At 65.1% G+C, this 23981-nt stretch carries 19 protein-coding genes and 1 pseudogene; 17 read left to right on the forward strand and 3 right to left on the reverse strand.

Features of this window, described 5'->3' with window-relative positions; all coding sequences use genetic code 11:
* The 3 genes and pseudogenes from HRUBRA_RS15095 to map form a co-directional block, all read right to left on the reverse strand.
* Positions 1-148 (reverse strand): annotated as a pseudogene (locus HRUBRA_RS15095) (succinyldiaminopimelate transaminase); the annotation flags it as partial.
* On the reverse strand, positions 145-2808 hold the full coding sequence (glnD, locus tag HRUBRA_RS03105) for a [protein-PII] uridylyltransferase (RefSeq protein WP_035514482.1): 2664 nt from the start codon (positions 2806-2808) through the stop codon (positions 145-147). The pseudogene HRUBRA_RS15095 and the gene glnD, both read right to left, overlap by 4 nt.
* Positions 2809-2814: 6 nt before the next feature.
* Complete coding sequence (gene map, locus HRUBRA_RS03110; protein ID WP_035514484.1) at positions 2815-3588, reverse strand: type I methionyl aminopeptidase; 774 nt, start codon at positions 3586-3588, stop codon at positions 2815-2817.
* Positions 3589-3877: 289 nt separating this feature from the next.
* On the opposite strand from map, the gene rpsB reads away from it, so the two are divergent.
* From rpsB to HRUBRA_RS03195, 17 genes are all read left to right on the forward strand, one after another.
* Positions 3878-4663 carry a 30S ribosomal protein S2 gene (gene rpsB, locus HRUBRA_RS03115; protein ID WP_035514485.1) on the forward strand — a complete coding sequence of 262 codons (786 nt, stop codon included), beginning with the start codon at positions 3878-3880 and terminating at the stop codon, positions 4661-4663.
* 130 nt (positions 4664-4793) lie between these two features.
* A complete protein-coding gene (tsf, locus tag HRUBRA_RS03120) occupies positions 4794-5651 on the forward strand; it encodes a translation elongation factor Ts (RefSeq protein ID WP_035514487.1) in 858 nt (285 codons plus the stop codon).
* A gap of 372 nt (positions 5652-6023) precedes the next feature.
* On the forward strand, positions 6024-6746 hold the full coding sequence (pyrH, locus tag HRUBRA_RS03125) for a UMP kinase (protein ID WP_035514489.1): 723 nt from the start codon (positions 6024-6026) through the stop codon (positions 6744-6746).
* Positions 6747-6764: 18 nt separating this feature from the next.
* Positions 6765-7322: a ribosome recycling factor gene (gene frr / locus HRUBRA_RS03130; protein ID WP_035514491.1), complete on the forward strand. Its 558-nt coding sequence runs from the start codon at positions 6765-6767 to the stop codon at positions 7320-7322.
* A 9-nt stretch (positions 7323-7331) separates the two neighbouring features.
* Complete coding sequence (gene uppS, locus HRUBRA_RS03135) at positions 7332-8096, forward strand: polyprenyl diphosphate synthase (RefSeq protein WP_084592417.1); 765 nt, start codon at positions 7332-7334, stop codon at positions 8094-8096.
* Positions 8089-8925: a phosphatidate cytidylyltransferase gene (locus tag HRUBRA_RS03140; protein WP_035514493.1), complete on the forward strand. Its 837-nt coding sequence runs from the start codon at positions 8089-8091 to the stop codon at positions 8923-8925. The genes uppS and HRUBRA_RS03140 overlap by 8 nt, the downstream gene beginning before the upstream one ends.
* A gap of 2 nt (positions 8926-8927) precedes the next feature.
* Positions 8928-10148 (forward strand): 1-deoxy-D-xylulose-5-phosphate reductoisomerase, encoded by a 1221-nt coding sequence (gene ispC / locus HRUBRA_RS03145; RefSeq protein WP_052094325.1) that lies wholly within the window; start codon positions 8928-8930, stop codon positions 10146-10148.
* Entirely contained in the window at positions 10148-11506 is a 1359-nt protein-coding gene (gene rseP, locus HRUBRA_RS03150) for an RIP metalloprotease RseP (protein WP_035514497.1), read from the forward strand. Before ispC ends, rseP begins: the two co-directional genes overlap by 1 nt.
* Positions 11507-11602: 96 nt before the next feature.
* Positions 11603-14176 (forward strand): outer membrane protein assembly factor BamA, encoded by a 2574-nt coding sequence (bamA, locus tag HRUBRA_RS03155; protein WP_236629769.1) that lies wholly within the window; start codon positions 11603-11605, stop codon positions 14174-14176.
* Between the two features lie 43 nt (positions 14177-14219).
* Positions 14220-14738: an OmpH/Skp family outer membrane protein gene (locus HRUBRA_RS03160; RefSeq protein ID WP_236629770.1), complete on the forward strand. Its 519-nt coding sequence runs from the start codon at positions 14220-14222 to the stop codon at positions 14736-14738.
* Positions 14739-14793: 55 nt separating this feature from the next.
* Entirely contained in the window at positions 14794-15231 is a 438-nt protein-coding gene (fabZ, locus tag HRUBRA_RS03165) for a 3-hydroxyacyl-ACP dehydratase FabZ (RefSeq protein ID WP_201771521.1), read from the forward strand.
* A gap of 16 nt (positions 15232-15247) precedes the next feature.
* Complete coding sequence (rnhB, locus tag HRUBRA_RS03170) at positions 15248-15868, forward strand: ribonuclease HII (protein ID WP_236629771.1); 621 nt, start codon at positions 15248-15250, stop codon at positions 15866-15868.
* A 57-nt stretch (positions 15869-15925) separates the two neighbouring features.
* Positions 15926-19408, forward strand: a complete 3483-nt coding sequence (dnaE, locus tag HRUBRA_RS03175; protein WP_035514501.1) for a DNA polymerase III subunit alpha — start codon at positions 15926-15928, stop codon at positions 19406-19408.
* Positions 19409-19410: 2 nt separating this feature from the next.
* Positions 19411-19704 (forward strand): DUF1244 domain-containing protein, encoded by a 294-nt coding sequence (locus HRUBRA_RS03180; RefSeq protein ID WP_035514502.1) that lies wholly within the window; start codon positions 19411-19413, stop codon positions 19702-19704.
* A 51-nt stretch (positions 19705-19755) separates the two neighbouring features.
* Entirely contained in the window at positions 19756-21285 is a 1530-nt protein-coding gene (locus HRUBRA_RS03185; protein ID WP_035514503.1) for an arylsulfatase, read from the forward strand.
* 597 nt (positions 21286-21882) lie between these two features.
* A complete protein-coding gene (locus HRUBRA_RS03190; protein ID WP_035514505.1) occupies positions 21883-23082 on the forward strand; it encodes a CaiB/BaiF CoA transferase family protein in 1200 nt (399 codons plus the stop codon).
* Positions 23079-23981: a hydroxymethylglutaryl-CoA lyase gene (locus HRUBRA_RS03195; RefSeq protein WP_035514507.1), complete on the forward strand. Its 903-nt coding sequence runs from the start codon at positions 23079-23081 to the stop codon at positions 23979-23981. The genes HRUBRA_RS03190 and HRUBRA_RS03195 overlap by 4 nt, the downstream gene beginning before the upstream one ends.

The following is a 23981-nucleotide window of genomic DNA, read 5'->3' on the forward strand; positions in this document are numbered from 1 at the left end:
CCTCGCAGACGGCTGCCGGTGGGGCGTGCTGCGGCTCGCCCACGGAAAGAGCGATGGGCCGCCTGTCCGCCGGGGGCGCGAGCTCTGCAAACAGCTCGCGCAGGCGCTCAAAAGGATAGGGCTGGAGCCGCTCGAGGTCCGGGTTCATGCCGCCTGCTGTCCGTCCAGCTCGCGGCAGATGGCCTCCTGGATATCCCGGCAGCGCGCCGGGTCCGTGAGCGGACGCTGCGCATCGTCGGTGATGAAGAACACATCCTCGACCCGCTCGCCAAGGGTCTGGATCTTTGCGGCCTGCAGTACGACACCGTAGCGGACGAAGACTTCGCCGATGCGGGCGAGCAGCCCCGGCCGGTCCGGGGACATGACTTCGAGGATCGTGACTCCCTTGGTCTCGTCGGTAGTCATGGAGGTCTCCGTGGGCAGGCTGAAGGAGCGCATCTGCCGGGGCATGTGCCGCTGCACGATGGCTACGCCCCGTGCTTCGTCGGCGAGGGCCCGGCTGAGGTGTTCGCCAATGTGCTTGAGGCGGCCTGCCTCTTCATCGAGGGGCGCGCCGCTCGAGTCCAGCACGTAGAAAGTGTCGAGGCTCATACCGTCGCTGCCGTTGTAGACCCGGGCATCGTGGATGCTCAGGTCGAGCTGCTCAAGCTCGGCGCAGATGCGCGGGAAAGTGCCCTTGTCGCTGCGCGCGTAAATAAAAAGCTGCGTGGTGTTGGCAACGCTCGACTCCACCGTATTGCGCACCAGCACCAGCGGTTGTTCGCGATCGTGGTGTCCGGCAATCGCCTCCGTATGCCAGGCGATATCCTCGGCGCGCTCGCGCAGGAAGTAGTCCTCGCCGCGCTCGGACCACAGGGCGGCGAGCTCGTCCTCGGTGAAGCCGCGGTATTCCAGCAGCTCCATCGCGGCCCGGCGCGTTTCCTCAATCCATTCCCCTTTTTCCACGGGGTTCTCAAGGCCGCGGCGCAGCGCGCGCTTGGCCTCGGCGTAAAGCTGGCGCAGCAGGCTGCCGCGCCAGGCGTTCCAGAGTGTCGGGTTGGTGCCGGTGATATCGGCGACGGTAAGCGTGAACAGGTAGTCGAGGCGCTCCTGGCTGCCCACATGGCGGGCGAACTGCTGGATCACATCCGGATCGGAAATGTCCTTGCGCTGGGACACGGCAGACATGAGCAGGTGATTGCGCACCAGCCAGCTCACCAGCTCCGTATCCCGTCGGCTGAGGCCATGATCGCGGCAGAAGACCTCGGCATCGACGGCGCCGAGCTCCGAGTGATCGCCACCGCGGCCCTTGCCGATGTCGTGGTAGAGGCCGGCGATGTACAGCAGTTCGATCTTCGGCAGGCGGCGCGCCACGCGACCGGTCACCGGGAAGCGCTCGTCGCTCTCCGGGCGCAGGAAGCGGCGCATGTTCTCCACCACCTGCAGCGTATGTGCATCGACCGTGTAGGTGTGAAACAGGTCGTGCTGCATCTGCCCGACGACGCGGCCGAAGGCCGGCAGGTACTTGCCGAGAATGCCGTAGCGGGCCATGCGCCGCAGCTGCCGCGTCATGCGGTGCGGGCTGCGCAGGATGGCGAGGAACCGGGCCCGGTTGGCCGGGTCGGCGCGGAAGTCATCGTCGACCAGATGCCGGTGCTCGCGGATGAGACGGATCGTCGGCGCGGCGATACCCTTGATAGCGGGGTGGCTGCCGGCCAGCAGGAACACCTCGAGGAGGGCGCCCGGGCGCTCGCTGAACAGGGCCGGGCGGCGGGCGGCGATATAGCCGTTGCGGATCTCGAAGTTATCGTCGATAACCTCGACCTCGTCCTCGCTGGCGGTGCGCAGGATGGCCTGATCGAAGGTCTGAAGGACCAGTTCGTTGAGCTGCGCGATGGCCAGGGCCCAGCGGTAGTACACCTGCATGAACTTCTCCACGGCGAGTTTTTCATCATCCGTGAAGCCCCACTGGCGCGCCAGGGCGCGCTGGTGGTCGAAGAGCAGACGGTCTTCCTCGCGGCCGGCCAGCGTGTGCAGGGCATAGCGGACCTGCCAGAGGAACTCGCGGCCGCGGAGCAGGATCTGCGCCTCCTCTTCCGTAAGCAGGCCGTTCTCGGCCAGCTCCTCGACACTGCTCCAGCCGAAGTGGCGCCGCGCCAGCCAGCCAATGAGCTGAAGATCGCGCAGACCGCCGGGGGAACTCTTTACGTTGGGCTCGAGGTTGTATTCCGTATCGGCAAATTTCTCGTGCCTCGACGCCTGCTCCGCGTGCTTTGCTTCGAGGAAGGCCCGGGCGCTCCACATGTGAGCGGTGCCGGTGCGCTCGCGGAGTTCCGCCAGCAAGGCATCCTCCCCGGCGATCAGCCTTGCCTCGAGCAGGTTGGTAAGGATAGTGATGTCTTCACCGGCCCGCCGGGTGCATTCGGCGACGCTGCGGACGCTGTGCCCGAGGGACAGGCCGAGGTCCCAGAGCAGCGTCACAAAACGCTCGACGGCCACCTCCGGCACGGTGGCATCGTCGTCGTGGAGCACCAGCAGGTCGATGTCGGAGTGCGGGTGCAGCTCGCCGCGGCCGTAGCCGCCCACGGCCACCAGGGCAAGGGGTGCCGGGCCCCAGTCGACCCGGGACCAGAGCTCCCGAAGGAGTCCGTCGATGGCCCGGGCCCGGCCGTGGATCAGTTCCCCGGCGGGCTCTCCTGCGCTGAAGGCTGCGTCCAGGGCGGCGTTGCTCTCTGCCAGGGTGCTGCGTCCGGCCGCCACGAGCCCCGCTTCTTCGGCGCGGCTGCGAAAGTGTTCGGTGTTGAACAGCTGAAGGGGTAGTGCTGCCATGGGTGCTTAGAAGGGCTCTTCGCTGCGACGGGTAAGGACCTCGACGCCGTCCCCGGTCACCGCAAGGGTGTGCTCCCACTGGGCCGAGAGGCGGCCATCGCGCGTGGTGACGGTCCAGCCGTCCTTCTGGTTGAGCCGCGTGTGCCGGCGGCCGGCATTGACCATGGGCTCGATGGTGAAGGTCATACCCGGCTCCAGCACCAGGCCCTCGCCACGGCGGCCGTAGTGCAGCACCTGCGGGTCTTCGTGGAAGACGCGGCCAATGCCGTGGCCGCAGTACTCGCGGACCACCGAGTAGTGATTGCCTTCGGCGTGTTCCTGGATGATCGCGCCGATGTCGCCGAGGCTGGTGCCCGGGCGAACGATGTCGATGGCGCGATAGAGGCACTCCTGGGTGATCCGCACCAGGCGCTCGGCGTGGGCCGGTACTTCGCCGACCCCGACCATAATGCTGGTGTCCCCGTGGTAGCCATCCTTTATAACGGTGACGTCGATATTCACGATGTCGCCTTTTTTCAATTTCTTGCCGTCGCTGGGGATGCCATGGCAGACCACATCGTTCACGGAGGTGCAGATGGACCGGGGAAAGCCATGGTAATTCAGCGGCGCCGGGATCGCGTCCTGCGTGCCGGTGATATAGTCGTGGCAGATGCGGTCAAGCTCTCCGGTGGTCACGCCGGGTATGACCTGTGGCCGGATCATTTCGAGGACCTCTGCTGCGAGGCGGCCCGCCACACGCATCTTTTCCAACTCTTCTGCTGACTTGATTGAGACTGCCATGGGTCATCCGTTGCAAGGTGGTGTGCCCCCCGCCGGCGGCCGGGGATTATTGTCAGCCGGTTAGTGTAACGCATGGGCCTGGCACCCGGTAACGACGGCGAGGCCCCCGGCGGCCCGGGTCTGTCCCCGGGCGTGGGCTTTTCTTCCCGGGGGCGCTGTGCTATAAAGCGCGCGCCGCGGAGGTCCGCGGTAAATACGCACACATGCCGCAACCCGCACCAGGGTGCCGTCGCGAACGGTTTGGTGCCGGGGGCCTGTGGAGGACCCAACCCAAGAAAAGGTAACTATCATGTCCCAGGTAAGCATGCGCGACCTGCTGCAAGCTGGTGCGCACTTCGGTCACCAGACCCGTTTCTGGAACCCGAAGATGGATCAGTACATCTTCGGCGCCCGCAACAAGATCCACATCATCAACCTCGAGCACACCGTGCCGGCTCTCAATGAGGCGCTCGGGCTGGTCAAGAACATGGCCGGCAACAAGAACAAGATTCTTTTCGTCGGTACTAAGCGCGCCGCCGGCAAGATTATCAAGGAACAGGCGCAGCGCGCCGGCATGCCCTACGTCAGCCACCGCTGGCTGGGTGGCATGCTCACCAACTACAAGACGATCCGCGCCTCCATCAAGCGTCTGCGTGAGCTTGAGGCCCAGCAGACTGACGGTACCTTCGACAAGCTGACCAAGAAGGAAGCCCTCATGCGCGCCCGGGATATGGAGAAGCTCGAGCGCAGCATCGGCGGCATCAAGGATATGGGCGGCCTGCCGGACGCGCTGTTTGTGGTCGACGTGGACCACGAGCGCATCGCGATCACCGAGGCGAACAAGCTCGGGATCCCGGTTATCGGCATCGTCGATACCAACAGCGACCCGGACGGCGTCGATTACGTGATCCCCGGCAACGACGACGCGATCCGCGCCATCAAGCTCTACGTGGCAACCTTCGCCGATGCCTGCATCGCCGGTCGCGTGGAATCCGGTGAGGCCGTGGCGGCCGCAGACGAGTTCGTGGAAGAGGCGCCTGCCGAAGCCGCGGACGACGCCGGCGCCGCGGAAACCGAGGCTGCCGACGCCAGCTGAGCTTTCCCGCGGCTGCACGCCGCACGGAACAGGGCACGGGCCCGCCGGCAATGCCGGGCGGGCCTTCATCGTTTTGATAGAGGTTTGACCGGCCCGGAAGCGTCGGGTCGATACCGCAGGAGGTACTGCAATGTCTGCAGCATTGGTGAAGGAACTTCGGGAACGGACCGGACTCGGTCTGCTGGAATGCAAACGAGCTCTCGCCGCCGCCGATGGTGACATCGAGAAGGCGATCGAGGAGCTGCGCAAGTCCAGCGGCATGAAAGCCGCTAAAAAGGCTGGCCGCACGGCCGCGGACGGCGTGGTTGCCGCCCGCGTTGCCGAGGACGGCAGCTACGGCGTCCTGGTGGAAGTGAACAGCGAAACCGACTTCGTCGCCCGCGACGGCAGCTTTCTGGGCTTTGTCGACAGCGTTCTGGAGAAGGCCTTCAGTGAGCGCCAGGACGATGTTGCCGCGCTCATGGCCGGCGAGCTTGAGCAGGCCCGGGAAGGGCTGGTGCAGAAGATCGGCGAGAACATCAGCGTGCGCCGCGTGGCTGTGCTGGAAGCCAGCGACGGTGTCGTCGGCTCCTACGTCCACGGCAACAACCGCATTGCGGTGCTGGTTCAGCTCCAGGGTGGCGACCAGGACCTGGCGCGGGACGTGGCGATGCACGTGGCGGCCGTCAATCCGCCGGTAGTGTCCCCGGACGATATGCCGCAGGAGCTGGTCGAGAAGGAGAAAGAAATCTATACGGCGCAGGCCCTTGAGTCCGGCAAGCCGGCGGAGATCGTCGAGAAAATGATCGGCGGGCGCATCAAGAAGTTCCTCGCGGAGAACAGCCTGATCGAGCAGCCCTTCGTCAAGGACCCGGACATGAAGGTCGGCAAGCTTGTTGCCGCAGCCGGTGCCTCGGTGGCGGGTTTCAGCCGTTTCGAGGTCGGCGAGGGCATCGAGAAGGAGACCGTCGACTTCGCCGCCGAGGTCGCCGCGCAGCTGGGTGGCTGAGGTCGCTTCAGCAGACCAAAACGGGGCCTTAGCCCCGTTTTTTTTGGACTACGCACTTTTCAGGGCGATTTCTGATTTCCGGGGCGAGTGTTTGAGGATGCCCCCCGGTCTTGCCCGGCCGGGACGCTCCTTCGTTATTCGCTCGTTGCAGTTTCCCGGTGCGGCTGCGGGAGGGTACCCCCAGTCGCTCCACGATTCGTGGAGCGACTGGGGGCACCTTCCAACCTCCTTCCCGGGAATCCGCGACGAGCTGTTTTTTTCGACGCGAGGGGTTGCCCGGCCCCGCGATAGTCGTAAAACAACCCAGAGCGCTGCCGCCGGGCCGGGTTGTCGGGTAAGATAGCGGCAGTTCCGAGGGAGGTGCGAGAGCGAGTGACAGCGAGCGGCGAAAAGAAGTACAAGCGGATACTCCTGAAGCTCAGCGGGGAGGCCCTGTCGGGCCGGGAGAAGTTTGGCATCGATCCCAAGGTGCTGGACCTCATGGCCCTCGAGATCGGTCAGTTGGTGGGTATCGGCGTGCAGGTCGGGCTGGTGGTCGGCGGCGGCAACCTGTTCCGCGGCGCGGCACTGCAGGCCGCAGGGCTCGACCGGGTCACCGGGGACCACATGGGCATGCTGGCCACGGTCATGAACGCCCTGGCAATGCGCGACGCCCTCGAGCGGTCCAACATCGCCACGCAGGTGCTGTCCTCCATCCCCATGTCCGGGGTTGTAGATCACTACGACCGGCGCAAGGCAATGCGTGCGCTGTCCAATGGCGACGTCGTCATCTTCTGCGCCGGCACCGGCAATCCGCTCTTCACGACCGACTCGTCCGCCTGCCTGCGCGGTATCGAGGTAGAGGCAGACCTGGTGCTCAAGGCCACCAAGGTGGACGGCGTCTATTCCGCCGACCCCATGAAAGAGCCGGACGCGGAGCGTTACGAGCGGCTGAGCTATGACGAAGTCCTCGACAAGAAACTTGAGGTGATGGACCTCACCGCCATCTGCCTCTGCCGGGACCACAACATGCCCGTGCGTGTATTCATGATGGAAAAAGCCGGCGCGCTGCTTAATATCGTTCGCGGCGGCCGCGATGGTACGCTCATCGAGTGATCAACAGGGAGTAACAGCGTGATCGACGACATCAAGCGCGAGGCCGAAGAGCGCATGAAGAACAGCCTCGACGCCCTCGGTACCCACTTCAACAAGATCCGCACCGGGCGGGCGCATCCGAGCATCCTCGACGGTCTCAAGGTGCCCTATTACGGCGCCGATACGCCCCTGAACCAGGTGGCGAACGTCAATGTTGAGGACGCCCGTACCCTGAGCCTCACGGTCTGGGACCGGTCCATGATCCCGGAGGTCGAGCGCGCGATCATGAAGTCCGACCTCGGGCTCAATCCGGCTACGGCCGGCGAGGTCATCCGCATTCCCATGCCGCCGCTGACCGAAGAGACGCGCAAGGGCTATATCAAGCAGGCCCGGAGCGAGGCTGAGTCGGCGCGCGTCTCCGTCCGCAATGCCCGCCGGGATGCCATGGGCATGCTCAAGGATCTGCTCAAGGAAAAAGAAATCAGCGAAGACGACGAGCGCCGCGGCCAGGACGCGGTGCAGAAACTCACGGACGGCTACGTTGCCCGGGTAGATTCGATGCTCGCGGACAAGGAAGCCGACCTGATGGAAATCTGACGACTCGCGATGACCGCGCCGAGCGGCAAACCTCCGGCAGTTGTGCCGCGCCATGTGGCCATCATCATGGACGGCAATAATCGCTGGGCCAAGCGCCGTGGGCTGCCCGGTCCCGCCGGGCACCGGGCCGGGGTGGAGGCCGTGCGCAGCATCATGCGGTCCTGCCGAGATAACGGGGTGGAGGTGCTCACGCTTTTCGCCTTCAGCAGTGAGAACTGGGGCCGCCCCCGGCATGAGGTACGAGCCCTGCTCGCGCTACTTTCCCGTTACCTGCGCACCGAGGTGAAGCAGCTGCGGGAGGACGGGGTGCGCCTGCGCTTCATCGGCGAGCGGACCCGCTTCAGTGTGCGCCTGCAGCGGCTCATGGAGCACGCCGAGCGCAGCACCGCTGCCAATCGGGAGGCGACGGTGGTTATCGCCGTCGATTACGGCGGTCAGTGGGATATCGCCCGCGCCGCGCGGCGTCTGGCGGAGCGTGCGGTCAGCGGCGAGCTCGATCCGGCAGCCATTGACCGGTCCGCCCTGGCGGCGGAGCTCAGCCTGGCCGAACTGCCGCTGCCGGATCTCTGTATCCGTACCGGTGGCGATGCGCGGATCAGCAATTTTCTGCTCTGGCATTTTGCCTACAGTGAACTCTACTTTACCCCGACGCTATGGCCCGACTTCGGCGAACTGGAATTCGCCCGCGCCCTGGCCGACTACTCCCGGCGCGAGCGGCGTTTCGGCCAGCGCGAACCCGATGGTCTCGTCGCCAGCGGCGACCTCGATGCTTAAGCAGCGGGTTATTACGGCCCTCGCCATGGCGGGGTTGTTTCTTGCGGGTATTTTTTTCCTCCCCGTGGCGGCCCTGGCGGCTGCCTTTGCCCTGGTGGTGGCGGCCGGCGCCTGGGAATGGGCGCCGTTGTCGGGTTTTCGCGGTGCGGCACGGCAGGCGCTCTTCGCTCTGCTGGTGCTCGCGGGCTGTGCCGGGGTCTGGTTTCTGCTCCCCCTGGGCGAGACGCCGCGGCGGGCGGATGTGCAGCCGGTGCTCGGTCTTGCCTGCCTCTGGTGGTGCTTTGCGCTGCTCTGGGTGCGCGCTTTTCCCGGTAGCGCCGTGATCTGGAATTCCCGTCCCATGCGCGGCCTTATGGGTCTGTTCGTCCTGGTGCCTGCCTGGGTTGCGGCGGTCTACCTGCTGACCCTGCCCCTGGGGGGAGCGCTCATGGTGGCGTTGGTGCTGCTCGTCGCTGCCTCCGATATCGGCGCCTACTTCACCGGCAAGCGCTTTGGCCGCCATCGGCTGGCGCCGGCCGTCAGTCCCGCCAAGACCTGGGAGGGCTTCTGGGGGGGTGTTGCCTGTAGCGTCGCGGTAGCGGCCCTGCTCTGGATGTTCCTGCCGGTACGGCTGGATCATCTTGGCCTGGCGGCGGTGGTTGCTGTGGCCCTGGTCACGGCGCTGACCTCTGTCCTCGGGGATCTCACCGTGAGCATGGTCAAGCGGGAGAGCGGTGTGAAGGACTCCAGCTCTCTGCTGCCGGGCCACGGCGGCCTGCTCGATCGCCTCGACAGCCTCTGCGGCGCGGCGCCCACCTTCACCCTTGGTCTACTGCTCGCGGGGTACTGATGATGACACCGACCGGAAAGCAACAGGTCACGGTCCTCGGTTCCACCGGATCCATCGGCGTCAACACGCTGGATGTGCTTGCCCGGCACCCGGAGCGTTTTGCCGTCCACGCGCTCACGGCGCAGCGCTCCGTCGCCGCGCTCCGGGACCAGTGCCTGGCCCATGCTCCGCGCTACGCGGTCATGACCGACGAGGGGGCGGCGGAGGAGCTGGCCAGGGAGCTTACCCGCGCCGGCTCGGCTACGACGGTGCTCGGTGGGGCGGCTGCGCTTGATGAGGTCGCCGCGGACCCGGCCGTAGCGGTCGTGATGGCGTCGATTGTCGGTGCCGCCGGGCTTCCCGCCACCCTGGCGGCGGCCCGCGCCGGCAAGCGCGTGCTGCTGGCCAACAAGGAAGCGCTGGTCATGGCCGGAGCCCTGTTCATGTCCGCTGTGCGTGATGCCGGTGCGCTGCTTTTGCCCATCGACAGTGAGCACAACGCTATTTTCCAGTGCCTGCCTGTGGATGCCAGCGCCCGCCCCGGGCTTGCCGGTGTCGAGCGGATTCTGCTGACGGCCTCCGGGGGCCCCTTCCGGACGTGGGACACGGCGCGCATCGCCGCTGCAACGCCGGATCAGGCCTGTGCACATCCCAACTGGTCCATGGGCCGCAAAATCTCCGTGGATTCCGCGACGCTCATGAACAAGGGTCTGGAGCTGGCCGAGGCCTGCTGGCTCTTCGGCGTCGGGCCGGAGCGGGTGACCATCGTGGTCCACCCGCAGAGCGTCATTCATTCCCTGGTGCAGTATCGGGATGGCTCGGTGCTGGCCCAGCTGGGCAATCCGGACATGCGCACGCCCATCGCCTACGGCCTTGGCTGGCCCGAGCGCCTCGCCGCCGGCGTCATGCCCCTGGATCTCTTCGAAACGGCGCGCCTGGATTTTGAGGCCCCGGACGAGGAGCGGTTCCCCTGCCTGCGTATCGCCCGGGAGGCGATCGCTGCCGGCGGCACCACCATGGCCGCCTGCAATGCTGCCAATGAGGTGGCTGTGGCCGGCTTCCTCGATGGTGCCATCGGATTCATGGATATCCCCGCGGTCATCGAGAACACCCTTGCGCGCGTGAAGCGCGTTGAACCCGAGAGCCTCGCTGTTGTCGAAGCTGCGGACGACGAGGCCCGGCTGGTGGCCGCGGAGCTGCTGCGCTCCCGCGGCAGCAGACCGCTCGCACAATCGGAGCCCTGATGGACCTGCTGCAGACCATTTTCATTACCCTCGCAACGCTGGCGATTCTCGTCGCCGTGCACGAGTATGGCCATTTCTGGGTTGCCCGCCGCTGCGGCGTGAAGGTGCTGCGCTTCTCCATCGGCTTCGGCAGACCGCTGGCCCGCTGGCACGACCGGCTGGGTACGGAGTACACCCTTGCGGCGATTCCCCTCGGCGGCTATGTCAAGATGCTCGACGAGCGCGAGGGTGAGGTCCCTACGGCGGAGCTGGGCGGGGCCTTCAACCGCAAGCCGGTGCTGCAGCGCATCGCTGTGGTGGCTGCCGGCCCCCTGGCCAACTTCCTGCTCGCTATCGTCGCCTACTGGGGTCTGTTCCTCGCCGGCGAGAGCGGCTACGCGCCGCTCATCGACAAGGTTGAGGCCGGCTCCGTGGCGGACCTCGCCGGCCTCGAGCCGGGGCAGGAGGTTGTCGCTGTGGACGGGCGCGAGACGCCGACCTGGCAGGCGCTGAGCTTCCGCCTCCTCGAGCGTATCGGTGACACCGGCGAAATCCGCTTCACGGCGCGCTACCCGGACTCCGACATCCGCTACGAATCCAGCGCCCGCCTCGACGCCTGGCTCGCCGGCGAGGAGGAGCCGGACCTCCTCGGGGGCATCGGTCTCAAGCTCTTCACACCGCCGGTCGAACCGCGGGCTGACGAGATCGTGCCCGGCGGCGCTGCGGAGCGCGCGGGCCTTGCCGTCGGCGACCTCGTGCTCAGCGCCGACGGTCGACCCATGCCCTTGTGGGAAGACTGGGTCGCCTTCGTGCGTGAGCGCCCGGGGCAGGCCATTGACCTGCGGGTGCGCCGAGAGAACGGCAGTGAGTTCGAGGCGCGCATCGTTCCCGAGCCCGCGACCAGCGAGGCCGGGGAGCCTATCGGCCGTATCGGCATGGCCGTGGCGGTACCGCCGATGCCCGAACACCTGCGCCGGGACTTTGAGCGTGGCCCCGTAGAGGCGCTGGGCGCGGGAATCCGGCGCACCGGTGAACTGATCTCCTTTACCCTGGAGTCTGTGCGCAAGATGCTCCAGGGGCTCATCTCGCCGAAGAACTTGAGCGGCCCGATCACCATTGCTAAAGTGGCGTCCACCTCAGCCAAGTCCGGCCTTGAATCCTACATCGGTTTTCTTGCCCTGCTCAGCGTGAGCCTGGGTGTGCTCAATCTTTTGCCGATTCCTGTGCTGGATGGCGGTCATCTGCTTTATTACGCGGTAGAATTGGTGGTTGGACGGCCAGTGCCGGAGCGCATCCAGGCGGTGGGTTACCAGGTCGGCCTTTTTCTGGTGATCAGCCTGATGATGCTGGCACTGTATAACGATTTTGCGCGCCTCTAGCTGGAGGGCGCCGGCGCCTGAGGGCGGCCGGTGCAGCGGGCGTGCTGTGTTGATGTTGGGAACGCATTGAAAACGCGACCGTTGACTTGCCGCACCTTGATCCTTGCCCTCTGGCTGCTGGCCCCGCTGGCCTGGGCGCAGGGCTTTGTAATCTCCGACATTCGTGTCGAGGGCCTGCAGCGTATCTCTGCGGGCAGCGTCTTCGCGGCCATGCCTATCGGCGTCGGCGATATTGCCGACACGGCGAGTATCCGGACCGCGGCACGCAATCTGTTTGCTACCGGCAACTTCGACGATATCCGCATTGGCCGCGATGGCAACGTGCTCGTGGTCGTACTCGCGGAGCGGCCGAGCATCAGCGAGATCAATATCGACGGCAACAAGGCTATCGAGACCGAAGCGCTCCTTGGTGGCCTCAAGAGCGCGGGCCTCGCCGTCGGGCAGGTGTTCCAGCGTTCCACCCTGGAGGGCATGCAGCTCGAGCTACAGCGGCAGTATGTGCAGCAGGGCCGCTACGACGCCAACATCGAGACCGAGGTGCTGCCGGAGCCGCGCAACCGGGTTTCTGTGAACATCGAAGTGGACGAAGGCACTGTGGCCTCCATCAAGCACGTCAATGTCGTCGGCAACGCCGTGTTCAGCGATGAGGAGCTGAAGGACATCTTCGCGCTCAAGGAAACCGGCTGGCTGTCTTTCTTCACCAATGACGACAAGTACTCCCGCGAAAAGCTTACCGGCGACCTGGAGGCGCTGAACTCCTACTACCTGGATCGCGGCTACCTTCAGTTCAACATCGACTCCACGCAGGTCTCTGTCTCCCCGAGCAAGGAAGAGGTGTTCATCACTGCGAACGTTACCGAGGGCGAGAAATTCGCTGTCGATTCCGTGGGCCTTTCCGGTGACCTCGTGCTCGATGAAAGCGACCTGCAGCGCTTCATTCTGATTACCGAAGGGCAGACCTACTCCCAGCAGCTGGTCACGGCTACGGAGGAGTACATCACCCGCCGCCTCGGCAATGAGGGCTACAACTTCGCCAAGGTGACCGGCATTCCCGAGATCAACGAAGAAGAGAATACCGTTGGCCTGAAGTTTTTCATCGACCCGGGCAAGCGTACCTACGTGCGCCGGATCAGCTTCAAGGGCAATATGCGTACCGCCGACGATGTGCTGCGCCGGGAGATGCGGCAGATGGAAAGTGCGCCGGCTTCCGCTGCCGCCATCGAGCAGTCCCGTATCCGCCTCCAGCGTCTGGGGTTCTTCAGTGAGGCCACCGTGGAAACGCCGGAGGTGCCCGGTCACGACGACCTTATCGACGTCGAGTTCGAGGTCGAAGAGCAATCCTCCGGCAGCATTGGCGCCAGCCTCGGTTTTGCGCAGGATGCCGGCCTTATCCTCGGCGTGAACCTGCAGCAGAACAACTTCCTCGGCAGCGGCAAGCGCGTTGGCATCGGTATCAATTCCTCGCGCTTCCAGGATCTCTATAATTTCAGCTACACCAATCCCTATTTCACCGAGGACGGGGTGAGCCGCGGTTTCAATGTCTTTTATCGCTCCACGGACCTCAACGAGGTGAACGTGGCCAGCTATACCACCGATACGCTCGGCGCCAGCCTCAACTTCGGCTATCCGATCAAGGAGACCGAGCGTCTCGGCTTCAGCTTCGGTATCGAGAACACGGAGATCACCGCCGGGCGCTTTGCAGTGCAGGAAATCCGCTCCAGTCCGAGGCTCATTGCCGGCATTGAGGATTTTTACGAGAGCACCCGCCAGCCCGACGGCAGCTACCTGGCGCCGGAGGTGCTCCGCCCGGTGAGTGAACTCCCGGAAAGTGCGCTTACCATTCCCTCCGAGCCCGGCTTTCTTGACGAGAACGGCGATGAGTTCCTGAACTGGACCGTTACCAGCAGCTGGACCCAGTCCACGCTCAACCGTGGTCAGCTCGCCACGCGGGGCGCCTCCCAGTCCGTGGCCCTGGAAGTGTCCATGCCGCTGTCGGACCTCGAGTTCTTCAAGCTCACCTATCGCGGTGAGATCTACTTCCCCATCATCAACGACTGGGTGCTGCACTTCCGCACGGAGCTGGGCTACGGCGACGGCTACGGCGACACCACGGATCTGCCGTTCTACGAGCACTTCTTCGCCGGCGGCTTCGGCTCTGTCCGCGGCTATCAGGTCAACACGCTGGGCCCGCGGAGTACGCCGCCGGTCATCTATGACGTCAGCCAGCCGGCCACCGGTATCGACGGCGACGGCAACGCCTCCGAGGTCGGTGGCCCTGACCGCGATCAGTTCGGCTACGTCCTTGACCCGGCGACAGACAAACTTACCTTCCAGGAAGTGCAGAATTTCCGGCGCCCGCCGCCCTTTGGCGGCAATGCGCTGGTTGAGGGCTCTGCGGAACTCCTGTTTCCGCTGCCCTTCATCAAGGACCGCAGGAGCCTGCGTTCGGCGTTCTTCTTCGATATCGGCAACGTCTTCGACACCAAGTGCGGGGGCGAGCAGCTCAACTGCTTCGATATCGATCCCGATGAGCTCCGTTATTCGGCAGGTATCGGCGTGACCTGGATTTCCGGCTTCGGCCCCATGACCTTCAGCCTTGCCAAGCCGCTGAATGCCTCCGATATTGATCGTGAGGAGGTGTTTCAGTTCACCCTTGGCCGCGGCTTCTGACCATCAACCGCAACCCACCCACTGTAGATAAGGGGAGAGTATCGTGAACAGACTCGCCAGTATGACCTTTGCGCTCGCCGCGCTTACCCTGCCGGCGCTTGCCGCCGCCCAGGGTAAAATCGCCGTCGTCAACTTGCAGCAGGCGATCCTGCAGTCGGATCGCGCCCAGCAGGAGCTCGAGACGGTGCGCAACCAGGATGACTACAAGGCTGACAAGAAGGAGTTCGACCAGCTCAAGAAAGAGCTCGATGAGCTGGTGCAGGATTTCCAGAAGGACGCCGCCGTGATGAGCCCGGAGCAGCAGCTGGCCGCCCGCAAGAAGCTCGCTTCCAAGCAGTCCGATCTCGAGCATGTGGCCGGCAAGCTGCAGTCCGCAGAGCAGGAGACCGGCCAGGCGCTGCTGCAGGAGCTGTCGCCCACGGTGCAGGAGGTGCTGCGTGAGCTGATCCAGAATGAAGGCATCGGTCTTCTGCTGCAGCGTGATTCCGTCATTCATGCGGACCCGGGCTACAGCATCACCGCCAAGGTGACTGATAAGCTGAACCAGCTCAACGCCCAGTGAGGGCTCGCGCCCCGGTGCGGCGGCGCGGACACAAGAACAAAGGAGCAAGGCCATGCTGATGGACATCGATGGTATCCGCGAGCACCTGCCGCACCGCTATCCCTTCCTGCTCGTCGACCGCGTCGTCGAGCTGGTGCCCGGTGAGTCCATCGTTGCCTACAAGAACCTCAGCATCAATGAGGAGTTCTTTCAGGGGCATTTTCCCGGCAAGGCCGTCTTCCCCGGTGTCTTGATCCTCGAGGCCATGGCCCAGGCCGCCGGCATCCTCGGTTTCAAGTCCCAGGACAAGACGCCGGCCGATGGCTCGATTTACTATTTCGTCGGTGCCGACGATCTGCGCTTCAAGCGTCCCTGCGTGCCCGGCGATCAAGTGTACCTCCATGCGAAGATTCTCGGTGATCGCCGCGGGATCTGGAAGTTTGCCGTGCGCGCGGAGGTGGGCGGGGAGCTCTGTGCTTCCGCGACCATCCTCTGCGCCGATCGCAAGGCCTGAGGCGCCTTCGGCGCCGGTGCCTGAGTTCCCCGCCAGCCAGCCCGTGGCGCTGCCGCAGAGCGCTGCGCCGGTGGCCGGGGTGGATGAGGTCGGCCGCGGGCCCCTCGCCGGTGACGTTGTGGCGGCTGCCGTCATTCTTGACCCGGCGCGGCCCATCGATGGGCTGGCAGACTCCAAGCGTCTCTCCCCTGGCCGTCGCGAGCAGCTGGCCGGTGCGATCCTCGAACGCGCTCTGGCCTGGGCCGTCGGTCGTGCGAGCGTTGAGGAAATCGATCGCCTGAATATTCTGCAAGCCTCGCTGCTGGCCATGGTGCGCGCCGTTGATGCCCTGGGCACCACCCCGGGCCACGTGCTCGTGGACGGCAACCGTCTGCCGCACTGGCCCTACCGTGCCGAGGCCGTGGTCGGCGGCGATGGCCTGCACGCGGAGATCGCCGCCGCCTCCATCCTGGCCAAGGTGACCCGCGATCGGGAGCTCGCTGCCCTGGCCGATCGCTACCCGGGCTACGGCTTCGATCGCCACAAGGGGTATCCTACCCGGGAGCACCTCGACGCCCTGGCGCGGCTGGGGCCGTCGCCGGTGCACCGGCGAAGCTTCGGCCCGGTGCGTCGGCTGCTAGGGTCCGAAACGGCCTAGCTGCCCGCGCGGCCGGACCCGACCCGGGCGCTACATCAAAGGAGGCAAGCGCGAACTATGAGCGATTTCGTCCACCTTCGGCTCCATAGCGAGTACTCGCTGGTCGACGGCCTGGTCCGGGTCAAGCCGCTGGTGAAGCGGGTAGCGGAGCTTGGCATGGGCGCCGTGGCCCTCACGGACCTGTGCAACTTCTTCGGTCTGGTGAAGTTCAGCAAGGCGGCCTTCGCTGCCGGGGTCAAGCCCATCTTCGGCGCCGACCTCCTGGTCGTCGACCGGGAGGATCAGGATGACACCTCCACCCTGACGCTGCTGGTGATGGACGCCATCGGTTACCGCAACCTTACCGAGCTCATTTCCCGGGCCTATACCCGGGGCCAGCGCCTGGGTGTGCCGCGGGTGACCCGCGCATGGCTGGACCAGTACAGCGAGGGCCTTATCGCCCTGTCGGCCGGCGCGGCGGGCGATGTGGGTCGGGCGCTGGTAGCGGGGCGGCGGCAGCAGGCAGCGGAGCGCCTCGCCGAGTGGATGAACCGCTACCCGGGGCGCTTCTACCTCGAGGTGCACCGGACAGGACGCGAGGGCGATGAAGATCACCTCCACGGGGCGGTGGCCCTGGCGGGCGAGGCCGGCTGCCCGGTGGTCGCCAGCAACGACGTGCGTTTTCTCAGCGCGGAGGAGTTCGAGGCCCACGAGGCGCGTGTCTGTATCGGCGAGGGCCGGACCCTGGATGACAAGCGCCGGGTTCGGCGCTATCGCGCGCAGCAGTACCTGCGCTCGCCGGCGGAAATGGCGGAGCTGTTTTCGGACCTCCCGGAGGCCCTGGAAAATACCGTGGCCATTGCCCAGCGCTGCAACTTCGTCATCGAACTGGGCAAGCCCTGCCTGCCGGACTACCCCGTGCCTGAGGGGCTGAGCATGGATGCCTTTTTCCGCCACCTGTCCTTCGAGGGTCTGGCCATGCGCCTGGCGAAGCTCGGCCTTGCCGGTAACCGCGAGGCCGAGGCGCGCTATCGGCAGCGCCTGGAGCACGAGCTGGACACGATCATTCAGATGGGCTTTCCAGGCTACTTTCTTATTGTCATGGACTTCATTCGCTGGGCCAAGGAGCAGGGTATCCCCGTCGGTCCCGGGCGGGGCTCCGGTGCCGGGTCGCTGGTGGCCTATGCGCTGGAAATCACGGATCTGGACCCCCTGGCCTACGATCTGCTCTTCGAGCGTTTCCTCAACCCCGAGCGGGTATCCATGCCGGACTTCGATGTCGACTTCTGCATGGAGCGCCGCGACGAGGTGATCGACTACGTGGCCCGGCAGTACGGCCGCGAGGCGGTGTCGCAGATCATCACCTTCGGCACCATGGCCGCCAAGGCGGTGGTTCGCGATGTCGCCCGGGTGCAGGGCAAGTCCTACGGCCTGGCCGACAAGCTGTCGAAGATGATTCCCTTCGAGGTGGGCATGACCCTCGAGAAAGCTCTGGAGCAGGAAGAGAGTCTGCGCGACTTCCTTGCCGAAGACGGGGAGGCGCAGGAGATCTGGGACATGGCCGAGCAGCTCGAGGGTGTCACCCGCAATGCCGGCAAGCACGCCGGCGGGGTGGTGATCGCGCCGTCGAAGATCACGGATTTCTCGCCTCTCTACTGCGACGAGGACGGCGGTAGCCTGGTTACCCAATACGACAAGGGCGACGTTGAGGACGCGGGGCTGGTCAAGTTCGACTTCCTGGGCCTGCGTACCCTGACCATCATCGACTGGGCGGTGCACATCATCAATGCCGAGCGGGAAAAGACCGGTGAGCCACCGCTCGACATCGACATGCTGTCCCTCGACGACCGCGCTACCTTCGACCTGCTCAAGTCGGCAGAGACCACCGCCGTCTTTCAGCTGGAGTCCCGGGGCATGAAGGAACTGATCGCGCGGCTGCAGCCGGACTGCTTCGAGGACATCATTGCCCTCGTGGCCCTGTTCCGTCCGGGGCCCCTGCAGTCGGGGATGGTGGACAACTTTATCAACCGCAAGCACGGCCGCGAGGCCATCGCCTACCCGGACCCGCACTACCAGCACGAGCTGCTCAAGCCGATCCTCGAGCCCACCTACGGCATTATCCTTTACCAGGAGCAGGTGATGCAGATTGCCCAGGCGCTGGCGGGCTACACCCTCGGCGGTGCCGACCTGCTGCGCCGCGCCATGGGCAAGAAAAAGCCTGAGGAGATGGCGAAGCAGCGCACCGTGTTCGCCGAGGGTGCCGCGCAGCAGGGCGTTGACGCGGAGCTGGCCACGCATATCTTCGACCTGGTGGAGAAGTTCGCGGGTTACGGCTTTAACAAGTCGCACTCCGCAGCCTACGCGCTGGTCTCCTACCAGACCGCCTGGCTGAAGACTCACCATCCGGCGTCCTTCATGGCCGCGGTGATGAGCTCGGAGCTGACGAACACGGACAAGATCGTGGTGCTTATCGAAGAGGCCCGGCGCATGGGCCTCACCGTAAAGCTGCCGGACGTGAACGAGGGCAGCTATGCGTTCACGGTGAATGGCGATGGACACATTGTCTACGGCCTCGGCGCCATCAAGGGCCTGGGCGAGGGGCCCATCGAGAATCTCCTCTCGGCGCGCCGGGAGGACGGCGACTTCAGCGATCTCTTAGATTTCTGCGACCGTACTGACCCCCGGCGGGTAAACCGTCGTGCCATCGAGGCCCTGGTGCGCGCCGGGGCCTTTGACAGTCTTGGTGTCGACCGCTGGATTCTCACGAGTGCCATCGACGACGCACTGCGTGCCGCCGAGCAGAACGCCGCCAACCTGGAGGCGGGCATGGCGGACCTGTTCGGCGCTGCGGTAGTCACCGCTGCGGCGGCAGGCGGCGACTGCTATGCCGATCACCGCCGCGTGCGCCCCTGGTCCGACCGGGAGCGGCTGGCCGGCGAGAAGGAGACGCTGGGCCTCTACGTCACCGGTCATCCCATCGACGAATATGAAGGTGAGGTAAGACGTATGGCGCCGAGCCGGATTGCCGATCTGCGTCCTGATGGCAGCGCGGTGCAGCGGGTGGCGGGGCTGGTCATCGCCCTGCGCACCACGAAGACGGCCCGGGGCACCATGGCCATCGCTACGGTGGACGATCGCAGCGCGCGCATTGAGATGACCGTCTATGCAGAGTCCTTCCTCGAGTGCCGGGACGTGCTAGTGAAGGATGCCATTATCGTCGCCGAGGGTCGCGTGGCCCAGGACGATTACAGTGGCGGTCTCGTCCTGCGTGCGCAGGCCGTGCACAGCCTGGATCAGGAGCGGCAGCGGCTGGCCCGGCAGCTGACCATCGAGGTGGCCGGGGAGGCCGTGGACGAGGCCTTTACGGAGTTCCTCGCCCGGGCCCTCGGCGCCGCCCCCGGCGCCTGCCCGGTGCGCCTGATCTACTGCGAGGGGGGGGTGCGCGCCCCGGTGCGCCTCGGGGAGCGCTGGCAGGTGAACCCGACGGAAGAGCTTCTGCAGGCGTTGCGCGACCGCATCGGCGGCGCTAACGTAACCCTGGCCTACAGCGGAGACCATTGATCATGGCGGAACAGGACGACACGGCCATCGAGGCCGCGGTGCTGCGGCGACTCCTCGCACACCTCGACGAGCGCAAGGATGTGCAGAATATCGACCTCATGAACCTCGCCGGCTTCTGCCGCAACTGCCTGTCGAAATGGTATGTGGCGGCCGCGGAGGAAAACGGCGTCGAACTCAGCTACGAGGCTGCGCGCGAACGCGTCTACGGCATGCCCTATGAGGATTGGAAAGCGGCCTATCAGGCGCCGGCCACGGCGGAGCAGCAGGCCGCCTTCGACGCCCGGAACAGGCATTGACGCGGCCGCGGTTGCGGCTTTCGGGGAAAACACTGTAAGAAGGAAAAGCCCATGATCACGAAGACGCTTCGACGCCTGAGCCTGGTGTTCGCCACCGTCCTCGTCCTCGCCGCCGGCACGCAGGCGGCCGATAAGCCGAATATCCTTGTCATCTGGGGTGACGACATCGGCATTACCAACATCAGCGCCTACGGTGACGGCATCATGGGTTATGAGACGCCGAACATCGATCGTATTGCCGACGAGGGCATTCGCTTCCTTGATTACTACGGGGATCAGAGCTGTACCGCGGGGCGTTCGAGCTTCATTACCGGTCAGTCACCCCTGCGCACCGGGCTCTCCAAGGTCGGTATGCCCGGCGCGGCTCTGGGTATCCAGAATCGGGACATCACCCTTGCCGAGGTGCTCAAGGAGCACGGCTACGCCACGGGGCAGTTCGGCAAGAACCACCTCGGGGACCGGGACGAGTTCCTGCCGACGGCGCACGGCTTCGATGAGTTTTTCGGCAACCTCTATCACCTGAACGCTGAGGAAGAGCCGGAGGATGAGGATTACCCCGAGGATCCGCGTTTCAAGGAGCTGTTCGGGCCGCGCGGCGTCATTCGCTCCTATGCCGATGGTCGCGTGGAGGACACGGGGCCCCTGACCCGAAGGCGCATGGAGACGGCGGACGAGGAATTCGTCGCCGCGGCGAAAGACTTCATCGGCCGGCAGGTGAAAGCGGACAAGCCTTTCTTCACCTGGGTCAACACCACCGGCATGCACTTCCGCACGCACCGGGCCGACAAGCACAAGGGCAAATCCGGCCAGGGTTTCTATAACGATGTGATGGTCGCTCACGATGAGCTGGTCGGTGATCTTCTCCACCAGCTCGCGGAGCTGGACATTGCCGAGAACACCATCGTCTTCTACTCCACCGACAACGGCGTGCATTACAACACCTGGCCGGATGCCGGGATCACCCCTTTTCGCAGCGAGAAGAACTCGAACTGGGAAGGGGCCTACCGGGTGCCCGCCATGGTGCGCTGGCCGGGGAAAATTGCACCGGGGCAGGTCTCCACGGCGATCATGTCGCACCTGGACTGGATGCCCACGCTTGCGGCGGCGGCCGGCGACCCGCAGCTGAAAGCGAAGTTGCTGGCAGGCACGACCGTGGGCAACAAGGAGTCGCGGTTGCACCTCGATGGCTACAATTTCCTCCCCTACCTGACGGGCGAGGCCGAGGACGGGCCCCGGAAGGAGTTCATCTACCTGAACGATCTTGGTGCGCCGGTGGCTGTGCGCGTGGGCGACTGGAAACTGGTGTACGCCGAAAACCGGGCAAAGACCATGGCCCTTTGGGCCGAGCCCTTCGTGACCCTGCGTCTGCCCAAGCTGTTCCACCTGCGCCGGGATCCGTACGAGCGGGCCGACCACAACTCCAACACCTACTGGGACTGGTACGTGGACAAGGCCGCGCAGATGTACCGCGGTGGTTTTACCATGACCCAGTTTCTCATGACCTTCCGGGAATATCCGCCGAGCCAGAAGCCCGATTCCTGGTCCATCGACAAGATGACCGATATGTTCCTGCCGGAGTGAGCGTTGCCGGGCCCACAACGGCGGGCCCGGTTCCGTTACTCAGGCCTTCCTGCACCCTTTCTTCTGGTTCATCGTAGCTTTCCCGGGGGCAGCCTTACCTGGCCGGGGCGCTGCTCGAGAGTCATGCATCGCCGTATTCCGGGCCCGCTGCGGGAGGGTGCCCCCAGTCGCTCCACGCTATTCGCTTGGTGGGGGCATCCTCCCGCAGCTGGCCTTGACCTTCGTCTTCGTCAGCCGTCCCGGGTCGATGATGACGACGGGAGGGCGCCGATGCGAGGCAGTTTCCCCGACAAGGGGCTGCGAAGTTACCGTCCGTCAGACCAGCGCAGGCTGGCTCCCGGCGATAAAGCAGGCCCCTGCGGCGGATAACTCGCCGCACCCCGGGAGCTATGCTGCTGGTCATGCCCCGATTATTTCATAATGAAATATAATATCATCACGTTGAAATAATTGCGGCGTCACAAGGCCGCGCTGGTGCACAGGCTGCCGGCCAGGCGCCGGGCCCTTGCAGCCCCTGCGTCTTCGTGCGGCCCCGGGGTGCGCTGGCACGTATCATGCATTGAGCCGCAGTACAGTTAAGAAATCTGAGAGTAGACCATGGCAAAACCCCTCGCCGGCGTGCGCATTCTGGACCTTACCCACATGCTTTCCGGTCCTTACGGCGCCATGATTCTCGCCGACCTCGGTGCCGAGACCATCAAGGTCGAACCGCTCCAGGGCGAGGGGACCCGCAAACTCCTGGCGACGGACCCGGCCAATTCCCTGGAGGGCCAGGGCGCCTACTTCATCACGCTTAACCGCAACAAACAGAGCGTCGCCCTGGATCTCAAGAGCGAAGAGGGCCTGCAGGTTTTCTATGACCTTGTGAAAGAGGCCGACGTGGTCATCGAGAACTTCAGCGCCGGCGTCGCCGACAAGTTGAAGATCAGCTACCCGCATCTGCGCGAGCACAACCGCGGCATCATCACCTGCTCTATCAGCGGCTTCGGGTCCGCGGGCCCCAATTTCCAGCGTCCGGCCTTCGACCAGGTGGTGCAGGCCCTCGGTGGCGGGATGTCCATCACAGGCACTGACGCCGAGCATCCGACCCGTGCGGGCATTCCCATCGGCGATCTCGGCGGCGGCATGTTCGGGGTGATGGGTATTCTCTCCGCACTTTATGAGCGCGAGCGCAGTGGCGAGGGCCAGCACGTCGATATCTCCATGCTCGACTGTCAGATCTCCATGCTCAACTACATGGCCACGATGTACTTCCTCTCGGGCCAGGAGCCGACACCTATCGGCAACGCCCATTTTGTGCACGTGCCCTACAACAGTTACCGCACCGCCGACGGTCACATCATCATCGCCGTGATTTTCGACAGCTTCTGGGACAACCTGCTGGAGGTAGTGGATTTCGAGCCCTTCCGCGACGAGAAGTACAAGACGCAGCCTGCGCGACTGGCAGACAAGGATTTCATCGACGGCAAGCTCAACGAGATCCTCGCCACCAACACCTCCGACTACTGGCTCAAGCTGCTCCAGGAAAAGCGTATCCCCTGCGCCAGGGTCAACCGCTTTGGCGAAGCCCTGGCCGATGAGCAGGTAATGTCCCGGAACATGGTGGTGGAACTCGAGCATCCGAGCGGCGCGAAAACCCGCGGCCCGGGCAACCCCATCAAGCTCTCCCGCACCAGTGACGAGAGCTTCTCGCCGGCGCCGCTCCTCGGCCAGCACACGGAAACAGTGCTGACCGGCGTTCTCGGCTACAGCGCCGAGCAGGTTGCGGAGCTGCGCGAGGGAGGCAAGATCGCATGAGCGCAGAGACCATTCGCATCAACGAGGTTGGACTGCGCGATGGTTTGCAGAGCCAGCCCAGGCACCTGACCCTCGACGAGCGCGAGACCATGGCGCGCTCGCTCCTCGCAACGGGTATCCGTCACTTCGAAGTCGGCAGCTTCGTGTCCCCGAAGGCGGTACCGCAAATGGCCGGCACCGATGAGCTGGTGGCGCGGCTGGCGCCGCCGCCCGGTGTCAGCTTCAGCGCGTTGGTGCCGAACATGAAAGGCTACGAACTGGCGCGGGCGGCCGGCGTTGAAACAGTCGCGGTGGTGATCTCGGCCACCGACACCATGAATCGCAAGAACATCAACATGGGCCTCGACGAGACCCTGGCCGTGGCCGAGGCGGTGATCCGCCGGGGCCGGGAGGAGGGCGCTCGGGTTCAGGCCTACCTGGCCGTGGCCTGGGAGTGCCCCTTCGAGGGGCCGACGCCGGCGGCGGTGGTGCGTGATCAGGCGCGCCAGCTTGCGGCCTACGGCGCCGACGAGATCGTCATCGCCGATACCATCGGCGCGGCCAATCCGGCGGCGGTGCGCGCGCTCATGAGCGACCTGGTTGCGGAACACGGCGCCGAGCGCCTTGCCTGCCACTTTCACGATACGCGTGCGCTCGGTCTGGCCAACGTCTACGCCGCTGTTGAGAGCGGCATTCGCAGCTTTGACAGCTCCATCGGTGGTCTCGGCGGTTGCCCCTTTGCGCCGGGGGCCAAGGGCAATGTGGCCACCGAGGATGTCGTCATGCTCTGCGAAGCCATGGGCTTCGTTACGGGCGTCGACATGCCTGCGCTGCTCGCGGCGGTGGCTACCGTCAGCGACCTGATCGGCGCGCCCCAGGGCGGGCGCGCTCACTACTGGCTCAGCAACAACGCGGCCTAG

The organism is Pseudohaliea rubra DSM 19751 (assembly GCF_000764025.1).
GTDB lineage: Bacteria > Pseudomonadota > Gammaproteobacteria > Pseudomonadales > Halieaceae > Pseudohaliea > Pseudohaliea rubra.

What these genes read in the sequence shown, in the direction of transcription:
- rseP (WP_035514497.1), top strand. Translation starts at nt 10,148, where the DNA reads ATGGACCTGCTGCAGACCATTTTCATTACCCTCGCAACGCTGGCGATT.
- map (WP_035514484.1), bottom strand. Translation starts at nt 3,588, where the DNA reads ATGGCAGTCTCAATCAAGTCAGCAGAAGAGTTGGAAAAGATGCGTGTG.
- HRUBRA_RS03190 (WP_035514505.1), top strand. Translation starts at nt 21,883, where the DNA reads ATGGCAAAACCCCTCGCCGGCGTGCGCATTCTGGACCTTACCCACATG.
- HRUBRA_RS03180 (WP_035514502.1), top strand. Translation starts at nt 19,411, where the DNA reads ATGGCGGAACAGGACGACACGGCCATCGAGGCCGCGGTGCTGCGGCGA.
- uppS (WP_084592417.1), top strand. Translation starts at nt 7,332, where the DNA reads ATGACCGCGCCGAGCGGCAAACCTCCGGCAGTTGTGCCGCGCCATGTG.
- glnD (WP_035514482.1), bottom strand. Translation starts at nt 2,808, where the DNA reads ATGGCAGCACTACCCCTTCAGCTGTTCAACACCGAACACTTTCGCAGC.
- tsf (WP_035514487.1), top strand. Translation starts at nt 4,794, where the DNA reads ATGTCTGCAGCATTGGTGAAGGAACTTCGGGAACGGACCGGACTCGGT.
- HRUBRA_RS03140 (WP_035514493.1), top strand. Translation starts at nt 8,089, where the DNA reads ATGCTTAAGCAGCGGGTTATTACGGCCCTCGCCATGGCGGGGTTGTTT.
- dnaE (WP_035514501.1), top strand. Translation starts at nt 15,926, where the DNA reads ATGAGCGATTTCGTCCACCTTCGGCTCCATAGCGAGTACTCGCTGGTC.
- HRUBRA_RS03185 (WP_035514503.1), top strand. Translation starts at nt 19,756, where the DNA reads ATGATCACGAAGACGCTTCGACGCCTGAGCCTGGTGTTCGCCACCGTC.
- HRUBRA_RS03195 (WP_035514507.1), top strand. Translation starts at nt 23,079, where the DNA reads ATGAGCGCAGAGACCATTCGCATCAACGAGGTTGGACTGCGCGATGGT.
- ispC (WP_052094325.1), top strand. Translation starts at nt 8,928, where the DNA reads ATGACACCGACCGGAAAGCAACAGGTCACGGTCCTCGGTTCCACCGGA.
- rpsB (WP_035514485.1), top strand. Translation starts at nt 3,878, where the DNA reads ATGTCCCAGGTAAGCATGCGCGACCTGCTGCAAGCTGGTGCGCACTTC.